This is a genomic window from Kitasatospora sp. NPDC054768 (assembly GCF_053612025.1).
In genome coordinates this window covers 1-17,163 of record NZ_JBSHBN010000186.1, presented here as the reverse complement: position 1 = coordinate 17,163, position 17,163 = coordinate 1, and the positions used below count along the sequence as shown (strand labels likewise).

The 17,163-nt window shown below is 75.3% G+C and carries 14 protein-coding genes; 9 read left to right on the top strand and 5 right to left on the bottom strand.

Annotation, left to right across the window (positions count from 1 at the left end; all coding sequences use genetic code 11):
* Positions 1-207: 207 nt before the first annotated feature.
* Together ACWGKU_RS35665 and ACWGKU_RS35660 are read left to right on the top strand one after the other, a co-directional pair.
* Positions 208-1,080 (top strand): AAA family ATPase, encoded by an 873-nt coding sequence (locus ACWGKU_RS35665; protein ID WP_401045595.1) that lies wholly within the window; start codon positions 208-210, stop codon positions 1,078-1,080.
* The gene (locus tag ACWGKU_RS35660) at positions 1,077-2,501 is read left to right on the top strand and encodes a vWA domain-containing protein (protein ID WP_401045593.1); all 1,425 of its coding nucleotides are present in this window, start codon (positions 1,077-1,079) and stop codon (positions 2,499-2,501) included. Before ACWGKU_RS35665 ends, ACWGKU_RS35660 begins: the two co-directional genes overlap by 4 nt.
* Before the next feature lie 71 nt (positions 2,502-2,572).
* Here ACWGKU_RS35660 and ACWGKU_RS35655 read toward each other — a convergent pair whose 3' ends face one another.
* The 3 genes from ACWGKU_RS35655 to ACWGKU_RS35645 form a co-directional block, all read right to left on the bottom strand.
* Positions 2,573-3,541, bottom strand: coding sequence for an alpha/beta fold hydrolase (locus ACWGKU_RS35655; RefSeq protein WP_401045590.1), 969 nt, complete (start codon positions 3,539-3,541; stop codon positions 2,573-2,575).
* Positions 3,542-3,693: 152 nt separating this feature from the next.
* Entirely contained in the window at positions 3,694-7,191 is a 3,498-nt protein-coding gene (locus ACWGKU_RS35650) for a S8 family serine peptidase (RefSeq protein WP_452179936.1), read from the bottom strand.
* A 301-nt stretch (positions 7,192-7,492) separates the two neighbouring features.
* On the bottom strand, positions 7,493-8,344 hold the full coding sequence (locus ACWGKU_RS35645) for a siderophore-interacting protein (protein ID WP_452179937.1): 852 nt from the start codon (positions 8,342-8,344) through the stop codon (positions 7,493-7,495).
* 81 nt (positions 8,345-8,425) lie between these two features.
* On the opposite strand from ACWGKU_RS35645, the gene ACWGKU_RS35640 reads away from it, so the two are divergent.
* Entirely contained in the window at positions 8,426-9,304 is an 879-nt protein-coding gene (locus tag ACWGKU_RS35640) for a TetR/AcrR family transcriptional regulator (RefSeq protein ID WP_452179938.1), read from the top strand.
* Between the two features lie 84 nt (positions 9,305-9,388).
* On the opposite strand, the gene ACWGKU_RS35635 is transcribed toward ACWGKU_RS35640, so the two are convergent.
* Positions 9,389-9,586, bottom strand: a complete 198-nt coding sequence (locus tag ACWGKU_RS35635; protein WP_359900946.1) for a hypothetical protein — start codon at positions 9,584-9,586, stop codon at positions 9,389-9,391.
* A gap of 191 nt (positions 9,587-9,777) precedes the next feature.
* Here ACWGKU_RS35635 and ACWGKU_RS35630 point away from each other — a divergent pair, with 191 nt between their 5' ends.
* From ACWGKU_RS35630 to ACWGKU_RS35620, 3 genes are all read left to right on the top strand, one after another.
* Positions 9,778-11,136, top strand: a complete 1,359-nt coding sequence (locus tag ACWGKU_RS35630; RefSeq protein ID WP_452191710.1) for a D-alanyl-D-alanine carboxypeptidase family protein — start codon at positions 9,778-9,780, stop codon at positions 11,134-11,136.
* 139 nt (positions 11,137-11,275) lie between these two features.
* Positions 11,276-11,689 (top strand): PPOX class F420-dependent oxidoreductase, encoded by a 414-nt coding sequence (locus ACWGKU_RS35625; protein ID WP_401045576.1) that lies wholly within the window; start codon positions 11,276-11,278, stop codon positions 11,687-11,689.
* 71 nt (positions 11,690-11,760) lie between these two features.
* The gene (locus ACWGKU_RS35620) at positions 11,761-12,162 is read left to right on the top strand and encodes an NTP pyrophosphohydrolase (protein WP_401045574.1); all 402 of its coding nucleotides are present in this window, start codon (positions 11,761-11,763) and stop codon (positions 12,160-12,162) included.
* On the opposite strand, the gene ACWGKU_RS35615 is transcribed toward ACWGKU_RS35620, so the two are convergent.
* Positions 12,100-13,866: a TROVE domain-containing protein gene (locus tag ACWGKU_RS35615; protein WP_452180981.1), complete on the bottom strand. Its 1,767-nt coding sequence runs from the start codon at positions 13,864-13,866 to the stop codon at positions 12,100-12,102. The two genes, ACWGKU_RS35620 and ACWGKU_RS35615, sit on opposite strands and share 63 nt — an antisense overlap.
* A gap of 336 nt (positions 13,867-14,202) precedes the next feature.
* Between ACWGKU_RS35615 and ACWGKU_RS35610 the strand changes: the two genes are divergently transcribed.
* The 3 genes from ACWGKU_RS35610 to ACWGKU_RS35600 are packed head-to-tail and all read left to right on the top strand — an operon-like array spanning position 14,203 to position 17,140.
* Positions 14,203-14,352, top strand: coding sequence for a hypothetical protein (locus tag ACWGKU_RS35610; RefSeq protein WP_452180982.1), 150 nt, complete (start codon positions 14,203-14,205; stop codon positions 14,350-14,352).
* On the top strand, positions 14,349-16,586 hold the full coding sequence (locus ACWGKU_RS35605; RefSeq protein WP_401055276.1) for a heavy metal translocating P-type ATPase: 2,238 nt from the start codon (positions 14,349-14,351) through the stop codon (positions 16,584-16,586). The genes ACWGKU_RS35610 and ACWGKU_RS35605 overlap by 4 nt, the downstream gene beginning before the upstream one ends.
* Positions 16,587-16,627: 41 nt before the next feature.
* A complete protein-coding gene (locus tag ACWGKU_RS35600; protein WP_452180983.1) occupies positions 16,628-17,140 on the top strand; it encodes a copper chaperone PCu(A)C in 513 nt (170 codons plus the stop codon).
* Positions 17,141-17,163 lie beyond the last annotated feature (23 nt).

Sequence of the window (17,163 nt, the reverse complement as noted above, 5' to 3'; positions counted from 1 at the left end):
CGCGCCCTTGGACTACCCCGCCCCCGGGGCCCCCCCCCCCCCCCCCCGCGGGGGGCGCCCCCCCCCGCCCCCCCCCGCGGCCCCCCCCCCGCGCCCACCGGCCCCGCGGCACGCCCCCGGACCCGGTCGCCCACCCCCGGGACAGCGAAGTGACCGGCCGGTAGGGTGGCGCCGCACGGAGACGGCGAACCAGGACGGGGCGAGCGGATGAGCGACAACGGCACGGGTTTCTTCACCTCGGTGGCGGACGCCGCCGAACAGCTGGCCGCCACCGGCTACCTGGCCTCCACGGCCGTGGCCACCACCGTCTTCCTCGCCGACCGGCTCGGCAAGCCGCTGCTGGTGGAGGGCCCGGCCGGGGTCGGCAAGACCGAACTCGCCAAGGCGGTGGCCGCGATCGGCCACGCCCGGCTGGTCCGACTCCAGTGCTACGAGGGCATCGACGAGGCCCGCGCGCTCTACGAGTGGAACCACGCCAAGCAGCTGCTGCGGATCACCGCCGGCCGCGACGAGGGCTGGCAGGAGGCCCGCACCGACATCTTCGGCGAGGAGTTCCTGCTCACCCGCCCGCTGCTCACCGCGATCCGCGGCGAGGAGCCGACGGTGCTGCTGATCGACGAGATGGACAAGGCCGACGTCGAGGTGGAGGCGCTGCTGCTGGAGGTGCTCAGCGACTTCCAGGTCACCGTCCCCGAGCTCGGCACCATCACCGCCACCCGCCGCCCCTTCGTCCTGCTCACCTCGAACGCCACCCGCGAGCTCTCCGAGGCCCTGCGCCGCCGCTGCCTCTTCCTCCACCTCGACTACCCCGAGGCCGAGTTGGAGCGCCGGATCGTCCGCCTCAAGGTGCCCGGCCTGGACGGGACGCTGGCCGATTCGCTGGTCCGGGTCGTCGGCGCGCTGCGCGCGATGGAGCTGCGCAAGGCCCCGTCCGTCGCCGAGACCATCGACTGGGCCCGCACCCTGCTCGCCCTCGGCGCCGACACCCTCGACGAGGCGGTCGTCCGGGAGACCCTCGGGGTGATCCTCAAGCACCAGGACGACGTCCGCAAGGCCGCCCAGAAGCTCACCCTCGCATGACGACGCCCCCGCGGGCCGACACCGCCGCCCGCCTCACCGGCCTGGTCCGCGCCCTGCGCGGGCACGGCCTGCGGATCGGCCCGGCCGAGACGGTGGACGCCGCCGCCGTGCTGGAGGTCCTCGGTTTCGCCGACCGCGAGCAGATGCGGGCCGGTGTGGCCGCGGCCCTGCTGCGCTCGGAGGGCCAGCGGAGCGTCTTCGACGCCACCTTCGACCTGTTCTTCCCCCTCGGCGTCGGCACCCCGGAGGCCGTCCGGGCCGACCCGCCGCCGGTCCCCGACGACCCCGAGCCGCCGCGCTTCGGCCGCCCCGACCCGCTCCGCGAGCAGCTGCGCGAACGCCTGGCCGCCGCGCTGGCCGACGACGACCGCGCCGCCCAGGCCCGGCTGGCCGGCGAGGTGGTGGAGGCCTTCGGCCGGTACGGCGCCGGCGGCACGCCGGGCTCGGACGGCTGGTCCGCCCAGCAGGCGCTGGGCCGGCTCGCCCCCGAGACGCTGCTCGCCCGCGTCCTGGCCGCCCTGCGCGAGCGGCGGAGCGCCCCGGACCTCTCCGACCTGGTGCTCGCCGACGAGATCCGCCGCCGCATCCAGGACTTCCGCGCCCTGGCCGCCGGCGAGGCCCGCCGCCGGGTCGCCGAGCTGCGCGGCCCCGAGCGGATCGCCGAACGCGCCGTCGCCCCCACCGCCGACCTGGTCGACTTCCTCTACGCGGGGCGCGGCCAGGTCGCCGAACTGCGCCGCACCGTCCACCCCCTGGCCCGCAAGCTGGCCACCCGGCTGGCCGCCCGGCGCCGCCGCGCCGCCCGCGGCGAGATCGACCTGCGCCGCACCCTGCGCCGCTCGCTGAGCACCGGCGGGGTGCCGCTGCGCCCCGCGTACCGGCTGCGCCGCCCCGCCCGCCCGGAGCTGGTGCTGCTCTGCGACGTCTCCGGCTCGGTGGCGGGCTTCGCCGACTTCACCATGCTGCTGGTGCGGGCGATGAGCGAACAGTTCAGCAAGGTCCGGGTGTTCGCGTTCGTCAACCGCACCGCCGAGGTGACCGGCCTGCTGCGCGGCGACGACGACCCGGCCCGCCTGGCCGCGCGGATCCTCGCCGAGGCCAAGGTGACGGGCTACCACGGCAACAGCGACTACGGCGCCGCGCTCGGCGAGTTCGCCGAGCGGCACCTGGACGCCGTCGGCCCGCGCACCTGCGTGCTGGTCCTCGGCGACGCCAGGAACAACCAGCGCGACCCCAACCCGGACGCGCTGCGCCGGATCGCCGGCCGGGCCCGCCGGGTGTTCTGGCTCAACCCCGAGCAGCCCTCGCTCTGGCCGACCGGCGACTCCGCCGCCCTCGTGTACGCGGGTGTGGTGGAGATGCACTCCTGCCGCAACGCGCGCCGCCTCGGCGAGCTGATCGCCCGCCTGCTGCCGGTCTGACGCCGGTCCGACGGTGCGGGGCGCCGGCCGCGGCCCCCGTCCTCGGCCGGCCGCGACCGGCGCCCCGGGGTCTACTTGTCGAGGTGCGCCAGGAAGTCCAGCAGCGCCGCGTTGACCTCGGCCGGGCGCTCCTGCTGCGTCCAGTGCCCGGTCTCCGGCAGCCGGACGTGCCCGTGCAGCCCGGGCACCCGGCTCAGCAGGTGGTCCAGCACCGGGCGCGGGACCATCGCGTTGACGAGGTCCTGCTCCCCCACCACGAACAGCGCGGGCACGTCGACCGTCACCCCGGTGAAGGCGGCCAGCAGTTCGGCGTTGCGGTCGAGGTTGCGGTACCAGTTGAGCCCGCCGGTGAAGGCCTTCTCACCGTGCGGGGCGTAGTCGGCCTCGAAGGCGTCGAGGTCCGCCTCGGTGAGCCAGTCCGGCAGGCGTTCCGGCTCCGGGAGGCTGTCCAGCAGCCCCTGGCCCTCGGGGACGATCCACACACGCGGCGTGCCGTCCGGCGACTTCGCGGACAGGATGCGGCGCAGGCTGGTCCGGACGTCCGCGGCCAGTTCGGCGTCGGCCCGGCCGGGCTCCTGGAAGTAGACCTGGTAGTAGCCCTCGCCGAAGGCGGCCCGGGCGGCCTCCAGCGGCGGCGGCCCGCCCACCGGCAGCGGCGGCACGCTCAGCCCGGCCACGGCGCGCACCAGGTCCGGCCGCAGCGCCGCGGTGGCCCAGGCCACCGGCGCGCCCCAGTCGTGCCCGACCACGACCGCCCGTTCCTCGCCGAGCGCGCCGATCAGCGCCGTCACGTCGCCGACCAGGTGCAGCAGGGTGTACTGGTCCACCCGCTCGGGCCGGTCGCTGCGAGCGAATCCGCGCTGGTCCGGCGCGACGACCCGGTAGCCGGCCTCGGCGAGCGGCGCGAACTGGTGGCGCCAGGAGTACCAGCTCTCCGGAAAGCCGTGCAGCAGCAGGACCAGCGGGCCTTCGCCCTGCTCCGCGTAGTGCAGCCGGACGCCGTTCACCTCGATCTCGCCGTGCTTGATCGCGTCGTTCAACTCGCCACTCCCCATCCGGTGAAGACATGCCGTCACTTCCGACCCTGCCCAGCCGATCGCCCCCGGACCCCCGCCGGCTCCGGGCGGCGGAAGCGGCCGAGGCCGCCCCGGAATCCCGGGACGGCCTCGGCCTGAACGGAACTGATCCGACGTCAGTTCACGGTGTAGCTGTACGGGATCGCCGCGAGCACCGAACCGGTGGTGTTCAGGACGTTGTTGGCGGTGGCCACGCCGGTCGGGCCGGACACCAGGTACAGCACGCCCTTGACGGTGCTGCCCTTCGGGCCGGTCGGGGTCAGCGTCACCTGGAGCGAGCCGGTGGCGCCGGGGGCGACGGTCACCGGGGTGGCGGCCGCGGCCGAGGCGTTCACCGAGGCGGCGTACGGGTCACCGGTGCTGGAGGTCAGCGCCGGGTCGAAGGCCTGGGTGTGCGCGGTGGCCGTGATGGTGGAGGTGCCGGCGGGCGCGGAGCCGCTGCCGAACGGGCCGATCTGCTGGACGAAGGTGCCCCAGGTGCCGGGGACGACCGGCTGCTCGGCGGTGCCGTTGTCGGTGACCACCGAGACGGTCGAGCCGTCCTGGGCCTTCTTCAGGTCGCCGAACAGGTCCGGCGAGCCGGTGGTGGCGCTCAGCTCGATCTGCGCCGGCGTCGAGGACGCCGCCACGGCCTTGAGCCGGTCGGTGCCCGGGGGCACCAGGAAGGACGGCACCGCGGAGCTGAGGCTCAGCGGCAGGCTGACGGTCGCCGAGGCGCCCTGCGGCACCAGCGCCAGGTCGACCCGGCGGTCCAGCCGGCCGTCGGCCGCGATCCGCTGGGTCGCGACGGTGTTGTTGGTGTAGTTCACCTGGACGGTGACCGGCTTGCCGGCCGCCAGCCTGGTGCGGGCGTCGTTCGGCAGACCGGCCGCGGTGGCCTGGTTCTGGTTGAACGCGACGGTGCCGGTGAAGTCCTGGGCGAGCTCCTGGCCGCTGACCGGGCCGAGCACGTTCAGGACGAACCGCCAGCGGCCGGCGGCCGGGTTGACGGCCGTGGCCGAGACGCCGTTGCCGGTGCCGGCCAGGTTGCCCTGGGCGTCGAACTGCCCGTTGCCCTCGATGTCGACCGGGGTGCCGTTCGGGCTGATCAGCGCGCCCTGCATGAGCAGCTTCGGGTCCTTGCCGACGGTCACGCCGACCCGCAGGTCCTTCTGGCCCTTCGGGACGTCGAAGGCGTACGCGAAGCTCTGGGTCGGCGAGGCGCTGCGGCCGTTGCCACCGGTGACGGTGCCGGTGAAGGTGCCCTTGCCCTGGTTGACCGGGACGAGGCTGCGCAGCACGACCGGGACGCTGGTGGTGTTGCCGTTGGAGCTGGAGACCAGAACGGCCTCACTGGAGTCACCGCTGGTGGCCGGGGTGGTGAGCTGGACCTTGAGGGTCTTGGTCTGGCCCGGCTTCAGGTCGGTGGTGTTCGGGCTCACGGTGCCGGCCGGCACCGCGCGCTGGGTGGCGGTGCCCAACTGGACGGCGCCGCTGTAGCCGGCCTTGCCGGCCGGGGTGTAGAGGATCGCGGTCCACTCGCCGGCCACCGGGTGCGGAACGTCCACCAGGCCGAAGTTCGCCGGGGTGGCGCCGCCCTGCGGACGGGTGTTGGTCTCGAAGCGGCCCGAGGGGTCGAGCAGCGTCATGCGGACCACCGGTCCGTTGGTGACCGGGGTGGGCGCGCCCTGCCAGGCGATCGAGGCCGCGAGGCGGTCGGCGCCGGCCGGGACGGTGAACTTGACCTGCTTCTGCACCCAGTCCGCGCCGTTGGTCGCGTACTTGAAGGTGTCCTTCGAGGACGGGTCCAGCTGGACGGTCTGCTGGTTGCCCGACTGCGGGGCGAAGCTGCGGGTCGCGGCGCTCACCGTCTGGGTGGTGTCACTGGTGTTGGTGACGGACACGTCGGCGGTGTGGGTCGAGCCGGGGGCGCCGGCGATGTCGACCTGGCCGGTGTTGACCACGACGGTCTTCGCGCCGTCGGTGCCGTCCCCGTCGTCGTAGCCGCGGGCGGCCTCGACGGCGGCGCGGACGTTCAGCAGGCCGGCGCCCTGCTCCTCGGCCGGCACGCCGAGGTCGGTGGCGGTGCCGGTGAGGAACTTCTTCACCAGCGCCGGGGCGGGCGAGTCGCCGCCGTGGGTGTCGCGGTAGGCCTGGATGACCAGGGCCGCGGCGCCGGTGACGAACGGGGCCGACTGGCTGGTGCCGCCGAACGGCTGGATCGGCGAGGGCTGGCCGTTGTAGCCCGTGCAGTCGGTGTACTTGCTGGTGTCGGGCGTGCACAGCGCCCAGTCCGACTCGCCCGGGGCGACCAGGTCGACGGTCCGGCCGGCCTGGGTGAAGCCGCCCGAGGAGAGCGCGGAGATCCGGCTGTTGCTCCAGGTCCTGTTGGAGAACCGGGAGGCCGCGTAACCGGTCTGCTGGTAGTTCTGGTTGTCGGTGGAGGCGCCGACCGCGATCACGTACGGGTCGGTGGCCGGGGTGCCGACCGTGCCGCTGATGCCGGCGTCACCGCTGGAGACGGCGACGGTGACACCCGCCTTGACGGCCTGCTCGTTGAAGAGCGAGATGGTGTCGTGCGCGCCGCTGTCCGGGGTGACGTTGCCGCCGAAGGACTCGTTCAGCACGTCGACGTGGGCGACCCGCACCGCGTAGTCGATCGACTGCAGGATCGAGGAGTTGGACATCATCTCGCCGCCGGCCTTCAGCGCGACCAGGTCGGCGTCCGGGGCGAGGCCGCGGATGCGGATGTTGCAGCCGGCCGGGAGCGGGTGCGAGGAGTTCACGAACGTGGAGACGTCGTAGACCTGGCGGCCCTGGGCGATGACCGCCGAGGCGTCGCCGAAGGCTTCGGCCGCACCGGTCGGCGCGTCCCAGCCGTCGCCCGCGAAGTCCTGGTAGTCGACCACGGCGTGCGAGCCGTCGGCCCGGATGAAGTCCGGGTTGTTGGGGTCGAGGCCGTCCGCGATGTAGGCGACCTTGACGCCCTTGCCGGTGGCCAGGTCCTCCACGCCGGGCTTGCCGTTGCCGGTGACGGCCCGGGTCGAGTAGAGGCCCTCGGGCTCCAGCAGCGGCTTGCTCGGGTCGGAGGGGCAGACCGTGTTGGTCGCGTTCTCCTCCGCCCCCTGGCCGTTACTGCCCGAAACGGCCTGCGGAGCGGCATCGGGCTTGGGCGCCTTGGCGCCGGCGGCGGCAGCGTCCTTGGCCGCCTTCGCCTTTCCGGCGGCCGCCGGGGCGACCTGGACCTGGGCGTCGGCCACCACGGTGGAGACGGCCGGGTCCGCCTGGAGCTGGGCGCGCAGGGCGGGGCCGACCGTGGCCGAGAAGGCGTTGCCGACCACGAAGCTCTTGATGTCGGTGCCGCCGGCCGCCTTGACCTTCTTCAGCAGCGGCGCCTGCGCGTCGGCGGTCTTCTGCTGCCGGGCGCCCAGGTGGCCGTGGTCGGCCGGGGCGTCCGCGATCTGGTCCTTCAGAATCACGATCACCGGCACCGGGGCCCCGTCCGCGGACGCCGCCCGGGCGTTCTGCGGGTCGGGGGCCGGGGCCGCGCTCGCCATGGTCCCGAGGCTCAGGACCATCGACGCGGCGGTGACCGTGACGGCCGCCGCCAGCTGGGTTTTCCGCCAGCCGATCATATAAATCCTCTCGTCAGATGGATAGCTGACGCATTCCAACGCACCTGAGAGGATCACGACAAGGGGGTAAATCCCCATCAGAAAGTAAAGTTGACCATCAATCAGTAAAATTCACGGAGGAAATCGGGCCGAATCATCATCTTTCAGCCGATCGGCCCTTACCGGACCCGGGGCGACTCCACCGCGGGAAGGGCGGTGGCGGCTCCCTTCCCGCGCCACCGCCCGACGAAACGGCGCACCCGGCGAACCGGCGCGTCCGGCTCCTGTCGAGGCCGCCGCCCGCCCGTCCGACCCGTCCCGGTCAGGACCCGGCCAGCCGCTCCTGAGCGTCCGCCAGGTCCTCGGCGGTCGGCGCGTCGTCCTGGGTCAGCCGGTGACGCCAGTAGCCGGTGAAGTCGACGGACGCCTTCGGCACCCCGCGCTCCTCGACCAGGTGGCGGCGCAGCGCCCGGACCGCCCCCGCCTCGCCGGCCAGCCAGGCGAACGGCCGGCCCGGCGGCAGCTCGGCGGACCGCACGGCCCCGGTCAGCACGGCGCCCGGGGCGGCGCCGTCCCGGTGCAGCCAGTGCACGTCGAGGCCCTCCGGCCCCTCCAGCGGCTGCCGCTCGGCCTCGTCCGCGACCTCGACGTACGCCACCGCCCGCACCCCGGCGGGCAGCGCCCCGACCAGCGTCGCGAGCGCCGGCAGCGCGGTCTCGTCACCGGCCAGCAGCACCCAGTCGGCTGCCGCCGCGGCCTCGGCGAACGGGACCGGCGGGGCGTACAGCGCGGAGGGGCCGACCATCCCGAGCCGGTCCCCCGGCGCGGCCCGCAGCGCCCAGGCGGCGGCCGGACCGGTGTCGCCGTGCAGCACGAAGTCGATCTCGACCAGCCGGGTCCCGGGGCGCCGACCGCGCAGGGTGAAACCGCGCAGCAGCGGGCGCCGCTCCTCGGGGATCGCCAGGTAGGCCCGGTACCAGCCCATCGGGTCGTCCTGCCGGGCGGGCAGCACCGGCTCGCGCTGGCCGGGGCGGGGGAAGCAGAGCTTGAGCTGCTGGTCGGGGGCGGTACCGACGGCGTCGGGCAGTTCCTCGGCGGCGAAGGTGATCCGGGCGGTGCGCGGCGTGATCCGGCGGACCTCGACGACCTCGACGAAGGTGACGGGCAATGTCATCGCGAAACCCCTTCGATTGGTAACCTTACGGCATAAAGAGTTACCGCAGGGGCGATACTTTACGCCATAAGGAGATGTCGGATGACCGTCTACGCCGGACAGGGCGACGCCCATCGCTCGCTCGCCCTGCTCTGGGGTGCGCCCGCGGAACCGCGCACCGGGCGCAGTGGCCCCAAGCCGGGCCTGAGCGTGGACGCGATCGTGTCGGCCGGAATCGCGGTGGCCGACGCCGAGGGCATGGCCGCACTGTCGATGCGCGCCGTGGGCGAACGGCTCGGCCGCACCGCGATGGCGCTCTACACCTATGTGCCCGGCAAGGCCGAACTGCTCGACCTGATGCACGACCGGGTGCTCGCCGAGCTCCCGGTCGAACGCCCGACCGAACTCCCCGCCGAATACCCCTCCGAACTCCCCGGTGAGCGCCCCGCCGAATACCCGTCCGGACTCCCGGACGAACTCCCGGACGGACTCCCGGACGACCCCGTTGCGGCCGAGGACTGGAGGGGGGCCGTCACCGCCTGGGCCGAGAACCTGTACGCCTGCTACCTGCGCCACCCCTGGGTGCTCCAGGTCTCGCAGGCCCGCCCGGTGCTCGGCCCCGCCGAACTCGCCGCGATGGAGGCGCTGTTGCGCGCGCTGCGACCGGCCGCACTGGCTCCCCGGCGGCTGCGCGGGGCGGTCGCCGCACTCTGGCAGTTCGTCCGCGGCCTGGCCGCCACCACCGCCGACGCGCGCGGCGCGGCCGCCGCGACCGGCGTCACCGACGAGGACTGGTGGGCCGGCCGCTCCGCCCGACTGGTCGAACTCGCCCCGGACTTCGCGGAACGCTTCCCCCTGCTCGTCGCCCTGCAGAGCGAAGGCGGCGCCCCGGAGGACGGCCACCTGGAGGCCTTCCGCAGCGGGCTCGCCGTGCTGCTCGACGGCATCGCGGCGGAGGGCCTCCCGACGGATCCACGGTGACGCGGTCCCGGGAGCCGAGAACCGGGCCGCTGCGGGCGGTGCGGCCACCACGTCATCGTCACCGCCCGCGACCGCCACCGGGCCCTAGCCGTGCCGGGCGGCGGGGAGCGCCAGCAGGACACCGAGCACCACCAGGGTGGCGTACCCGGCGATCTCGTGGCCCGCCGGCACCAGGACCCGGACGAAGCCGAACAGCCGGAAGCCCTCGATCCAGGTGGACAACAGGCCCGAGGCGCCGCCGACGATCAACACCGAACCGAGGTAGCCGAGCAGGGTCTTCATGCCCCCGAGCCTAGGAAGGCGGCCGGTCGCCGGACGTCCGACTTTCGGTGCGGACCCGCGCCACCAAAGTCGTCCCTTCCGCACGGGTCCGCACGGCTCCGGGTGGCCCCTCGGGCTCCGCACGCGTCCGCAGAACTCCGGACGGAGCAGCAGGCCCGGCGGCCCGGTGGCGGCCCGGGTACGTTCGCCGTGTGCAGCCCAAGCGTGTGCAACAGAAGTCCCCGCATGTCACCAGGGCCGTGGCCGGCACCGCCGCCTGTGCCGCCCTGGTGCTCTTCGTCGTCGCCCCGGCGGCCCTCGCCCAGGACTCCGTCCCCGCCGTCGGCGGGGAGCGGCTCGGCCGCCCGGCCGTCCAGGTCGAACCGCTGGCCGGGGCGCCGGCCCTGCCGTCCGAACTGACCGGCCGCTCCTGGCTGGTCGCCGACGCGGCCACCGGCGAGGTGCTCGCCGCCCGTGACGCCCACCTGCCGTTGCCCCCGGCCAGCACCCTCAAGATGCTGTTCGCGGACACCGTGCTGCCCAAGTTCGACCGGGGCCTGGAACACAAGGTCACCACGGCCGAACTCGCCAGCCTCGGCGCCGGCAGCAGCCTGGTCGGCGTCAAGGAGAACCTGGCCTACCGGGTCGAGGACCTGTGGCGGGGCGTCTTCCTCAGTTCCGGCAACGACGCCGTCCACGTCCTCTCCCACATGAACGGCGGCATCCAGCGGACCGTCACCGAGATGCAGGAGCGCGCCCGGGCGCTCCAGGCCCGGGACACCCATGTGGTCTCCCCCGACGGCTACGACATGGACGGCCAGGTCTCCTCCGCCTACGACCTCACGCTCTTCGCCCGGGCCGGGCTGCGCAACACCGACTTCCGCTCCTACTGCTCCACCCGCACCGCGAGCTTCCCCGGCGGGCTGGACAAGCTCACCGGCCGGCGCACCAGCTTCGACATCGCCAACACCGACCGGCTGCTCGGCAAGTACCCCGGCCTGATCGGCGTCAAGAACGGCTACACCACCAACGCGGGCGCCACCTTCACCGGCGCCGCCGAACGCGACGGCCGCACCCTGCTGGTGACGGTGATGCACCCCGAGGCGCAGGGCACGGTGTACGACGAGGCCGCCAGCCTGCTCGACTGGGGCTTCGCGGCCGCCGGAAAGGTCCGGCCGGTCGGCAAACTGGTCGACGAGCCCGCCGGCCCCTCGCCCTCCCCGTCCGCCGGGGCCGCGGCCGAGGCCGCCGACCAGCTCCCGCCCTGGGCCCGCCCGCCGGTGGCCGGCGGCTCCGACTCCGGCTTCGCCGCCGCCGTCTGGACCGCCACGGCCCTCGGCACCGCGCTCGCCGCCTGGGCCACCGCCCGCACCGCCGCCCGCCGCCGAGCCGCGCCCGCCCGGGCCGTTCCCGTCCCCGCGTACGGCGGGGGCGGCGCGACCGCCGTCGGGGGCGCCACCGGCGTCGTTGGCCGCGGCCGGCGCCGCGTGGTCCGCCACGCCCGCACGCTGGTCCGCACCGCCCGCACCGCCCGCCCCCGCGCCCGAACCCACCGCGCCGGATCCGACTGACCGGCGAGGAAGGCCGCCGGCCCGCTGCCCGTCCCGGTGCCGGACCGGCCCTTCCCCGGCGGCCTCGGCGCACGCCCCACGCTCTTCCGGGGGAGCGCGCCGGCCGGGTTCCGGTGGACCGCCCTCTAGACTTCCGGCCATGACCACGCCCGACCCCTCCGCCGCGGACCGGCTCTCCCGGATCGTCCGGCTCTCCTCCGGGAGCTACCTGCTCGTCACCACGTACAAGAAGGACGGCACCACCGTGCCGACCCCGGTGTGGGTGGTGCGTGACGGGGAGGCGCTCGGCGTCTGGACCGTCGCGGACTCCTGGAAGGTCAAGCGGATCCGCAACCGCGCGGACGTGCTGGTCGGCCCCTGCGACGTCAAGGGCAACCCGACCGGCGAGCAGTACCCCGCCACCGCCGAGATCCTCGGCCCCGAGCGCACCGCCGCCTACCGCACGCTGCTGCGCCAGAAGTACGGCCTGCTCGGCGTGCTCACCCTGCTCGGCAGCCGGCTGCGGCGCGGCGAGCGCGGCACCGTCGGCATCCGGATCACGCTCGCGGACTGAGCTACGGGTGCGGGCCGCTCGGCACGCCGGGCGACCCGAGCCGGGCCGGGCGACGTGGCAGGCTGGCGGCCATGGACGAGAACGCGGCCGGGCCGCTTCCCCTGCTGGTCGTCGACGGCGCGAACGTGGTCGGCTCCGTGCCGGACGGCTGGTGGCGGGACCGGCGGGGCGCCGCCGAGCGGCTGCGGGACGGGCTGGTCGCGGTGGCCGCCCGGGGCGTGCCGGAGCTGCCCGGCCCGCTGGAGGTGGTCCTGGTGGTGGAGGGCGCGGCCCGGGGCGTCGACGGGGTGGCCGGGGTGCGGGTGGTCGCGGCGAGCGGCAGCGGGGACGACCGGATCGTGGAGCTGGTCCGCGCGGCCCGCACCGAGGACCCGGAGCGGACCTGCCTGGTGGTCACCGCCGACCGTGAACTACGCTCCCGGGTCGGCGTGTTGGGCGCCGGGGCGACCGGGCCGCGCAGTGTGCGGAGCTGACTGCTCCCAGGGGTGGCCGCCGTCCTGGCCGCTCTCCAGCAGCGGGATCAGCTCGAAGGACGCGTCGCTGAGGCCGCCGAGGGTGTAGCGGCGCGGGCCGGGGGCGGTGTGGCCGACGGCGTAGCCGGCCAGGTTCCAGGTGTACACCGGGACGTCCTCGGGGACGGGCGCGAACGGGTCGGCGCTCGACCGGTGGGCCTGCTCGTCGGTGACCACGACCACCCGGTCGTGCTCCCGGTAGTGCCGGCGGACCGCGCCGGCCATGTCGGTGCCGCCCAGGTTGCGGAAGAGCCCCAGGGTCCGCAGCACCGAGGGTTCCGGTTCGACCGCCCGGCTGCCGGTGCCGAACTGGACCAGGTCGGCCCGCTCGGCCCGCAGGGCCAGCGCGGTGCCGAAGACGGCGGCGGTGTCCGCCCGGTTCAGCTGGGTCCGGGCCGACGGCAGGTCGAACATCGAGGACGAGCGGTCCACCAGCACCAGGGTGCGGCCGGGCAGCACGGGCACCCCGGCCAGCGAGTGCCCGAGGGCGGTCTCCAGGGACTCGGACCAGCGGGACGAGCGGGTGGCGCGGTGGGCGGCGAGGAAGCGGAACGGGAACTGCCGGGAGCGCCGGACCTCCTCCGGGTCGGCGATCCGGCCGGCCGCCCGCGCCGCCGGCTCGTCGCCGACCCCGGCCTGGTCGAAGTTGCGGAGGTTGCGCACCAGCGCCATCGGGCCCATCGAGGGGATGACGGCCTCCCAGGCGGCGGCGTCCAGCGGGCCCTGCAGCCAGCCGGCCAGGGCCTCCCAGGTCATCCCGGCCTCGGCGAGGCGCTGCGCGCCGCCGGGCTCGGTGACCAGCGCCCTGCGGTCGGCCGGCGGGACACCGAGCAGTTCGTGGTGGGCGCTCAGCAGGCGCTGGTCGGCGGGCGGCAGGGCGCGGTCCGGGCGGTGTCGGCGGTCCAGGGCGTACCGGAACAGCGCGCCCTGCCAGGGCTTGTCCGGGTCGGGCGCGGGGTGGATGAGCTCCAGGACGTCACCGAAGCGGAAGCCGCGCGAGGGCGTGTCGTACTTCAGCAGCGCGCGGCCGGTGTAGAGCCGGCGGACCGCGTCGCCGATGCCGCGGCGCAGCGGCTGGGGCAGCCGACGGCCGTACCGGCCGGTCCAGTGCGTCAGCAACTCGCCCGGCTCGTCGGGGCGTTGGAGCACCGCGTCGACGGCCTGCCGGGAGTACCCGGCGGCGCCGGCCGCCGACCGGGCGTGGACGAACTCGACGGCCCCGACCAGGGCGGCGGTCCGGACGCGGAACCCGGTGCGCAGCCGGCGCAGCAGCCCGAGGGTCCACTCGGGGTCGCTCACGGCGTGCTCGCGGATCAGCCGCACGTACCGCTCGTCGCGTTCGACGGCCGACTCGTAGAAGCTCTCCTGGCCGAACAGGTGGGAGACGGCGAGGAGGAACAGTTCCTCCTTCGGCTCCCGGAGGTAGCCGGTGCCGCCCTGATGGTTGGTGACCGCCGTTCCCGGGGCGGCCGTCCGTTCCGGGGTGGCCGCGGTGCGCCGGACGACCGGCGGCGGCGCCGAGCGCAGGTGCTGGACCTCCGGGATCGGCCACTGGCCGTGGGTGGAGAGCGGGGAGGACACCCCCCGTGCGGTGAGTCCCGGTAGTTCTCGCTGGATCTCGGCCCTGGTGGCGGCCTTGGTCCGTTGGCGGTTGAACCGGGTCATGCAGAGGTCCCCCTGGTGGGTGGTCGGGTCGGAGCGGGAGGGGAAGGGCGAGGCGGGGCACGCGGGGACGGGCGCGGGCCGAAACCGGCGCGTGCCGGGACGGGCGCCTCCCGGGATCAGAATCGGCACCGGTGTCACTTGATGGTTTTCGAAAGGAAGTAACCGGGGCCAGGCGCATCGGGAGGCGCCGTCCCGGACGCTACCCGGTCGGGCCGCGGCTCGTCATCCGATTATTCGCACCTCGATTTCGGACCGTACGGGAACCGTTCCGCGGTCGTGTCCGACTGCTGGGAGGTGAGTGCGAAGTCGCCGGGTGTCCGGCCGTTGAGTGTGCTGGTGGGGTTCCTCCTGCTGCTGGTGGTGGTGTTCGTGGTGGCCTACGGGGTGGGTCGGCAGGTGGGGCCGGTGGCGCCCGGGCTGCGGCCGAGCGGCGGGGGCGGGGCGTCCCCCGGAATGGGCGGGCACGACATGGGCGGGATGCGGTGAGCGCCGTCGCCGAGCCCGTGGTCGCCACCGATCTGGCGGTCGGCGGGATGACCTGCGCCGCCTGCGTGGGCCGGGTGGAGAAGCGGCTGGCCCGGATCGACGGGGTGACGGCCGGGGTGAACCTGGCGACCGGGCGGGCCCGGGTGCTGCACCCGGCCGGGATCCCGGTCGCGGAGCTGGTGGCGGCGGTCGAACGGGCGGGCTACACCGCCGAGCCGCTGCCCGCGGGGGCTCCGGTCGGGATGGCGGCCGAGGAGCCGGACGAGCGGTGGCGGCTGCTGGTCACCGCCCTGCTGGCCGTCCCGGTGCTGGTGCTGTCGATGGTGCCGTCGGCGCAGTTCACCGCCTGGCAGTGGGTCTGCTTCGCGCTCGCCGTCCCGGTGGTGACCTGGGGGTCGGCCGGTTTCCACCGCCGGGCCCTGCGGGGCCTGCGGCACGCGGCGGCGACCATGGACACCCTGGTCAGCCTGGGTGTGGTGGCCTCCTTCGGCTGGTCGGCGTACGCGCTGTTCCTCGGCGGGGCCGGCGATCCGGACATGCGGATGCCGTTCTCGCTGACCGCCGACGGCGGCGGCACCGCGCACGTGTACCTGGAGGCGGCGGTCGGCGTACCGCTGTTCGTGCTGGCCGGGCGACTGCTGGAGGGCCGGGTGCGCCGGCGCAGCGGGTCCGCGCTGCGGGCGCTGGCCGAGCTGGGCGCCAAGCAGGTGTGCCTGCGCGGGGCGGACGGCGAGGAGCGCCTGGTGCCGATCGAACTGCTGCTGCCCGGGCAGGAGTTCGTGGTGCGGCCGGGCGAGCGGGTGGCCACCGACGGGGTGGTGGTCGAAGGGGGTTCGGCGCTCGACCTGAGCCTGCTGACCGGGGAGAGCGTGCCGGTCGAGGTCGGCCCGGGCGCCGTGGTGGCGGGTGCGACGGTCAACGTGGGCGGCGCCCTGGTGGTCAGGGCCACGGCCGTCGGCGCGGACACCCAACTGGCCCGGATCACCGCGCTGGTGGCGCAGGCCCAGGCCGGCAAGGCACGGGCGCAGCGGCTGGCGGACGCGGTGGCCGGGGTGTTCGTGCCCTGCGTGCTGGCGATCGCGGCGAGCGTGCTGGGCTTCTGGCTGGGCGCGGGCGCGGCCCCGCAGGCGGCGGTGACGGCGGCGGTCGCGGTGCTGGTGGTGGCCTGCCCGTGCGCGCTCGGACTGGCCACGCCGACGGCGCTGCTGGCGGCGACCGGGCGGGGCGCGGAACTGGGCGTGCTGGTGCGCGGCCCGGAGGTGCTGGAGAGCCTGCGCCGGGTGGACACGGTGGTGATGGACAAGACCGGGACACTGACCACCGGACGGATGGAGCTGGCGGCCGTCACCACCGCCGACGGCCTCGCGCAGGACGAGGCCCTGCGGTTGGCCGGCGCGGTCGAGCACCGCTCCGAGCACCCGATCGGCCGGGCCGTCGCGGCGGCGGCCCGGGAGCGCTGCGGACCGCCGCCGGCCGTGGACGGCTTCGCGGCCACCACCGGGCTCGGGGTGTCCGGGACGGTCGAGGGCCGGGCCGTGCGGGTGGTGCGGCCGGACGACACCGTCCTGCCGCCGGCCCTGGCCGAGGCGGCCGCACAGGCCGCGGAGGAGGGCCGTACGGCCGTCGCGGTCGAGCTGGACGGGCGGCCGGCGGCCGTCCTGGTGGTCGGCGACACCCTGCGATCGGGCAGCTGGCGGGCGCTCCACCGGCTGCGCGGGCTGGGCCTGGAGACCGTCCTGCTGACCGGGGACGGCCCGGGCGCCGCGCGGGCGGTGGCGGCCGAGCTGGGCATCGAGCGGGTGCACGCCTCGGCTTCCCCCGAGCGCAAGGCCGAGGTGGTGGCCGAACTGCGCGCCGCCGGACGGACGGTGGCGGTGGTCGGCGACGGTGTCAACGACGCGGTGGCCCTGGCCTCGGCGGACCTCGGGGTGGCGCTGGCCTCCGGCAGTGACGCCGCGATCGGCGCGGCCGGGCTGACCCTGGTGCGCGGCGACATCGAGGCGGTGGTGGACGCCGTACGGCTGGCGCGGCAGACCCTGGCGACCATCCGGGCCAACCTGCTCTGGGCCTTCGGCTACAACCTGGTGCTGATCCCGCTGGCGGCGGTCGGGTTGCTCAACCCGATGCTGGCGGCGGTCGCGATGTCGCTCAGCTCGCTGCTCGTGGTGGGCAACAGCCTGCGGCTGCGCACCTGGGAGCCGGGGCGGGGACAGCGCCGGGGAGGACGGCGGTGAGGGGCGTGAAGGACAGGAAGGGCGTGAGGGGCGTGACGGGTGTGAAGCGTGCGAAGGGAGGGACGGCGGCGAGGACCGCCGGGCGTCTCGCGGTGGCCGGCCCGCCGGTCGGCGCGGCGGCCCTGGCCCTGGTCCTGCTCACCGGGTGGACGGCGGTCGGCGGGGCCGGCCGCGCCCTCCCCGTGACGGCCGAACCGGGCTGGGTGCTGCTGCCGACGGCGGGTGCGGCCACCGCCACGGCGGCCTTCTTCACGGTCCGCAACCCGGGCGACGTCCCCGACGAACTGACCGGTGCCTCATGGGAGTTCGGCGGCCGGATCACGCTGAAGCGGCACCTGCACCAGGGCGCGGCGGGCCGCTGGGAGCCGGCCTCGGCGCTGCCGGTGCCGGGCCGCGGCGAACTGCGGATGACCCCGGAGGACGCGGACCTGATGATCGCCGACCCGCCGCCGCTGCGGGCCGGCCAGTGGGTGGAGTTCACCCTCACCTTCCGGCACAGTCCGTCGCTGCGGCTCGCCGCCCAGGTGCTGCCCGCGGCCGAACGGCCGCGCTGACCGTCCCCGAAGGCCCCTGGGGC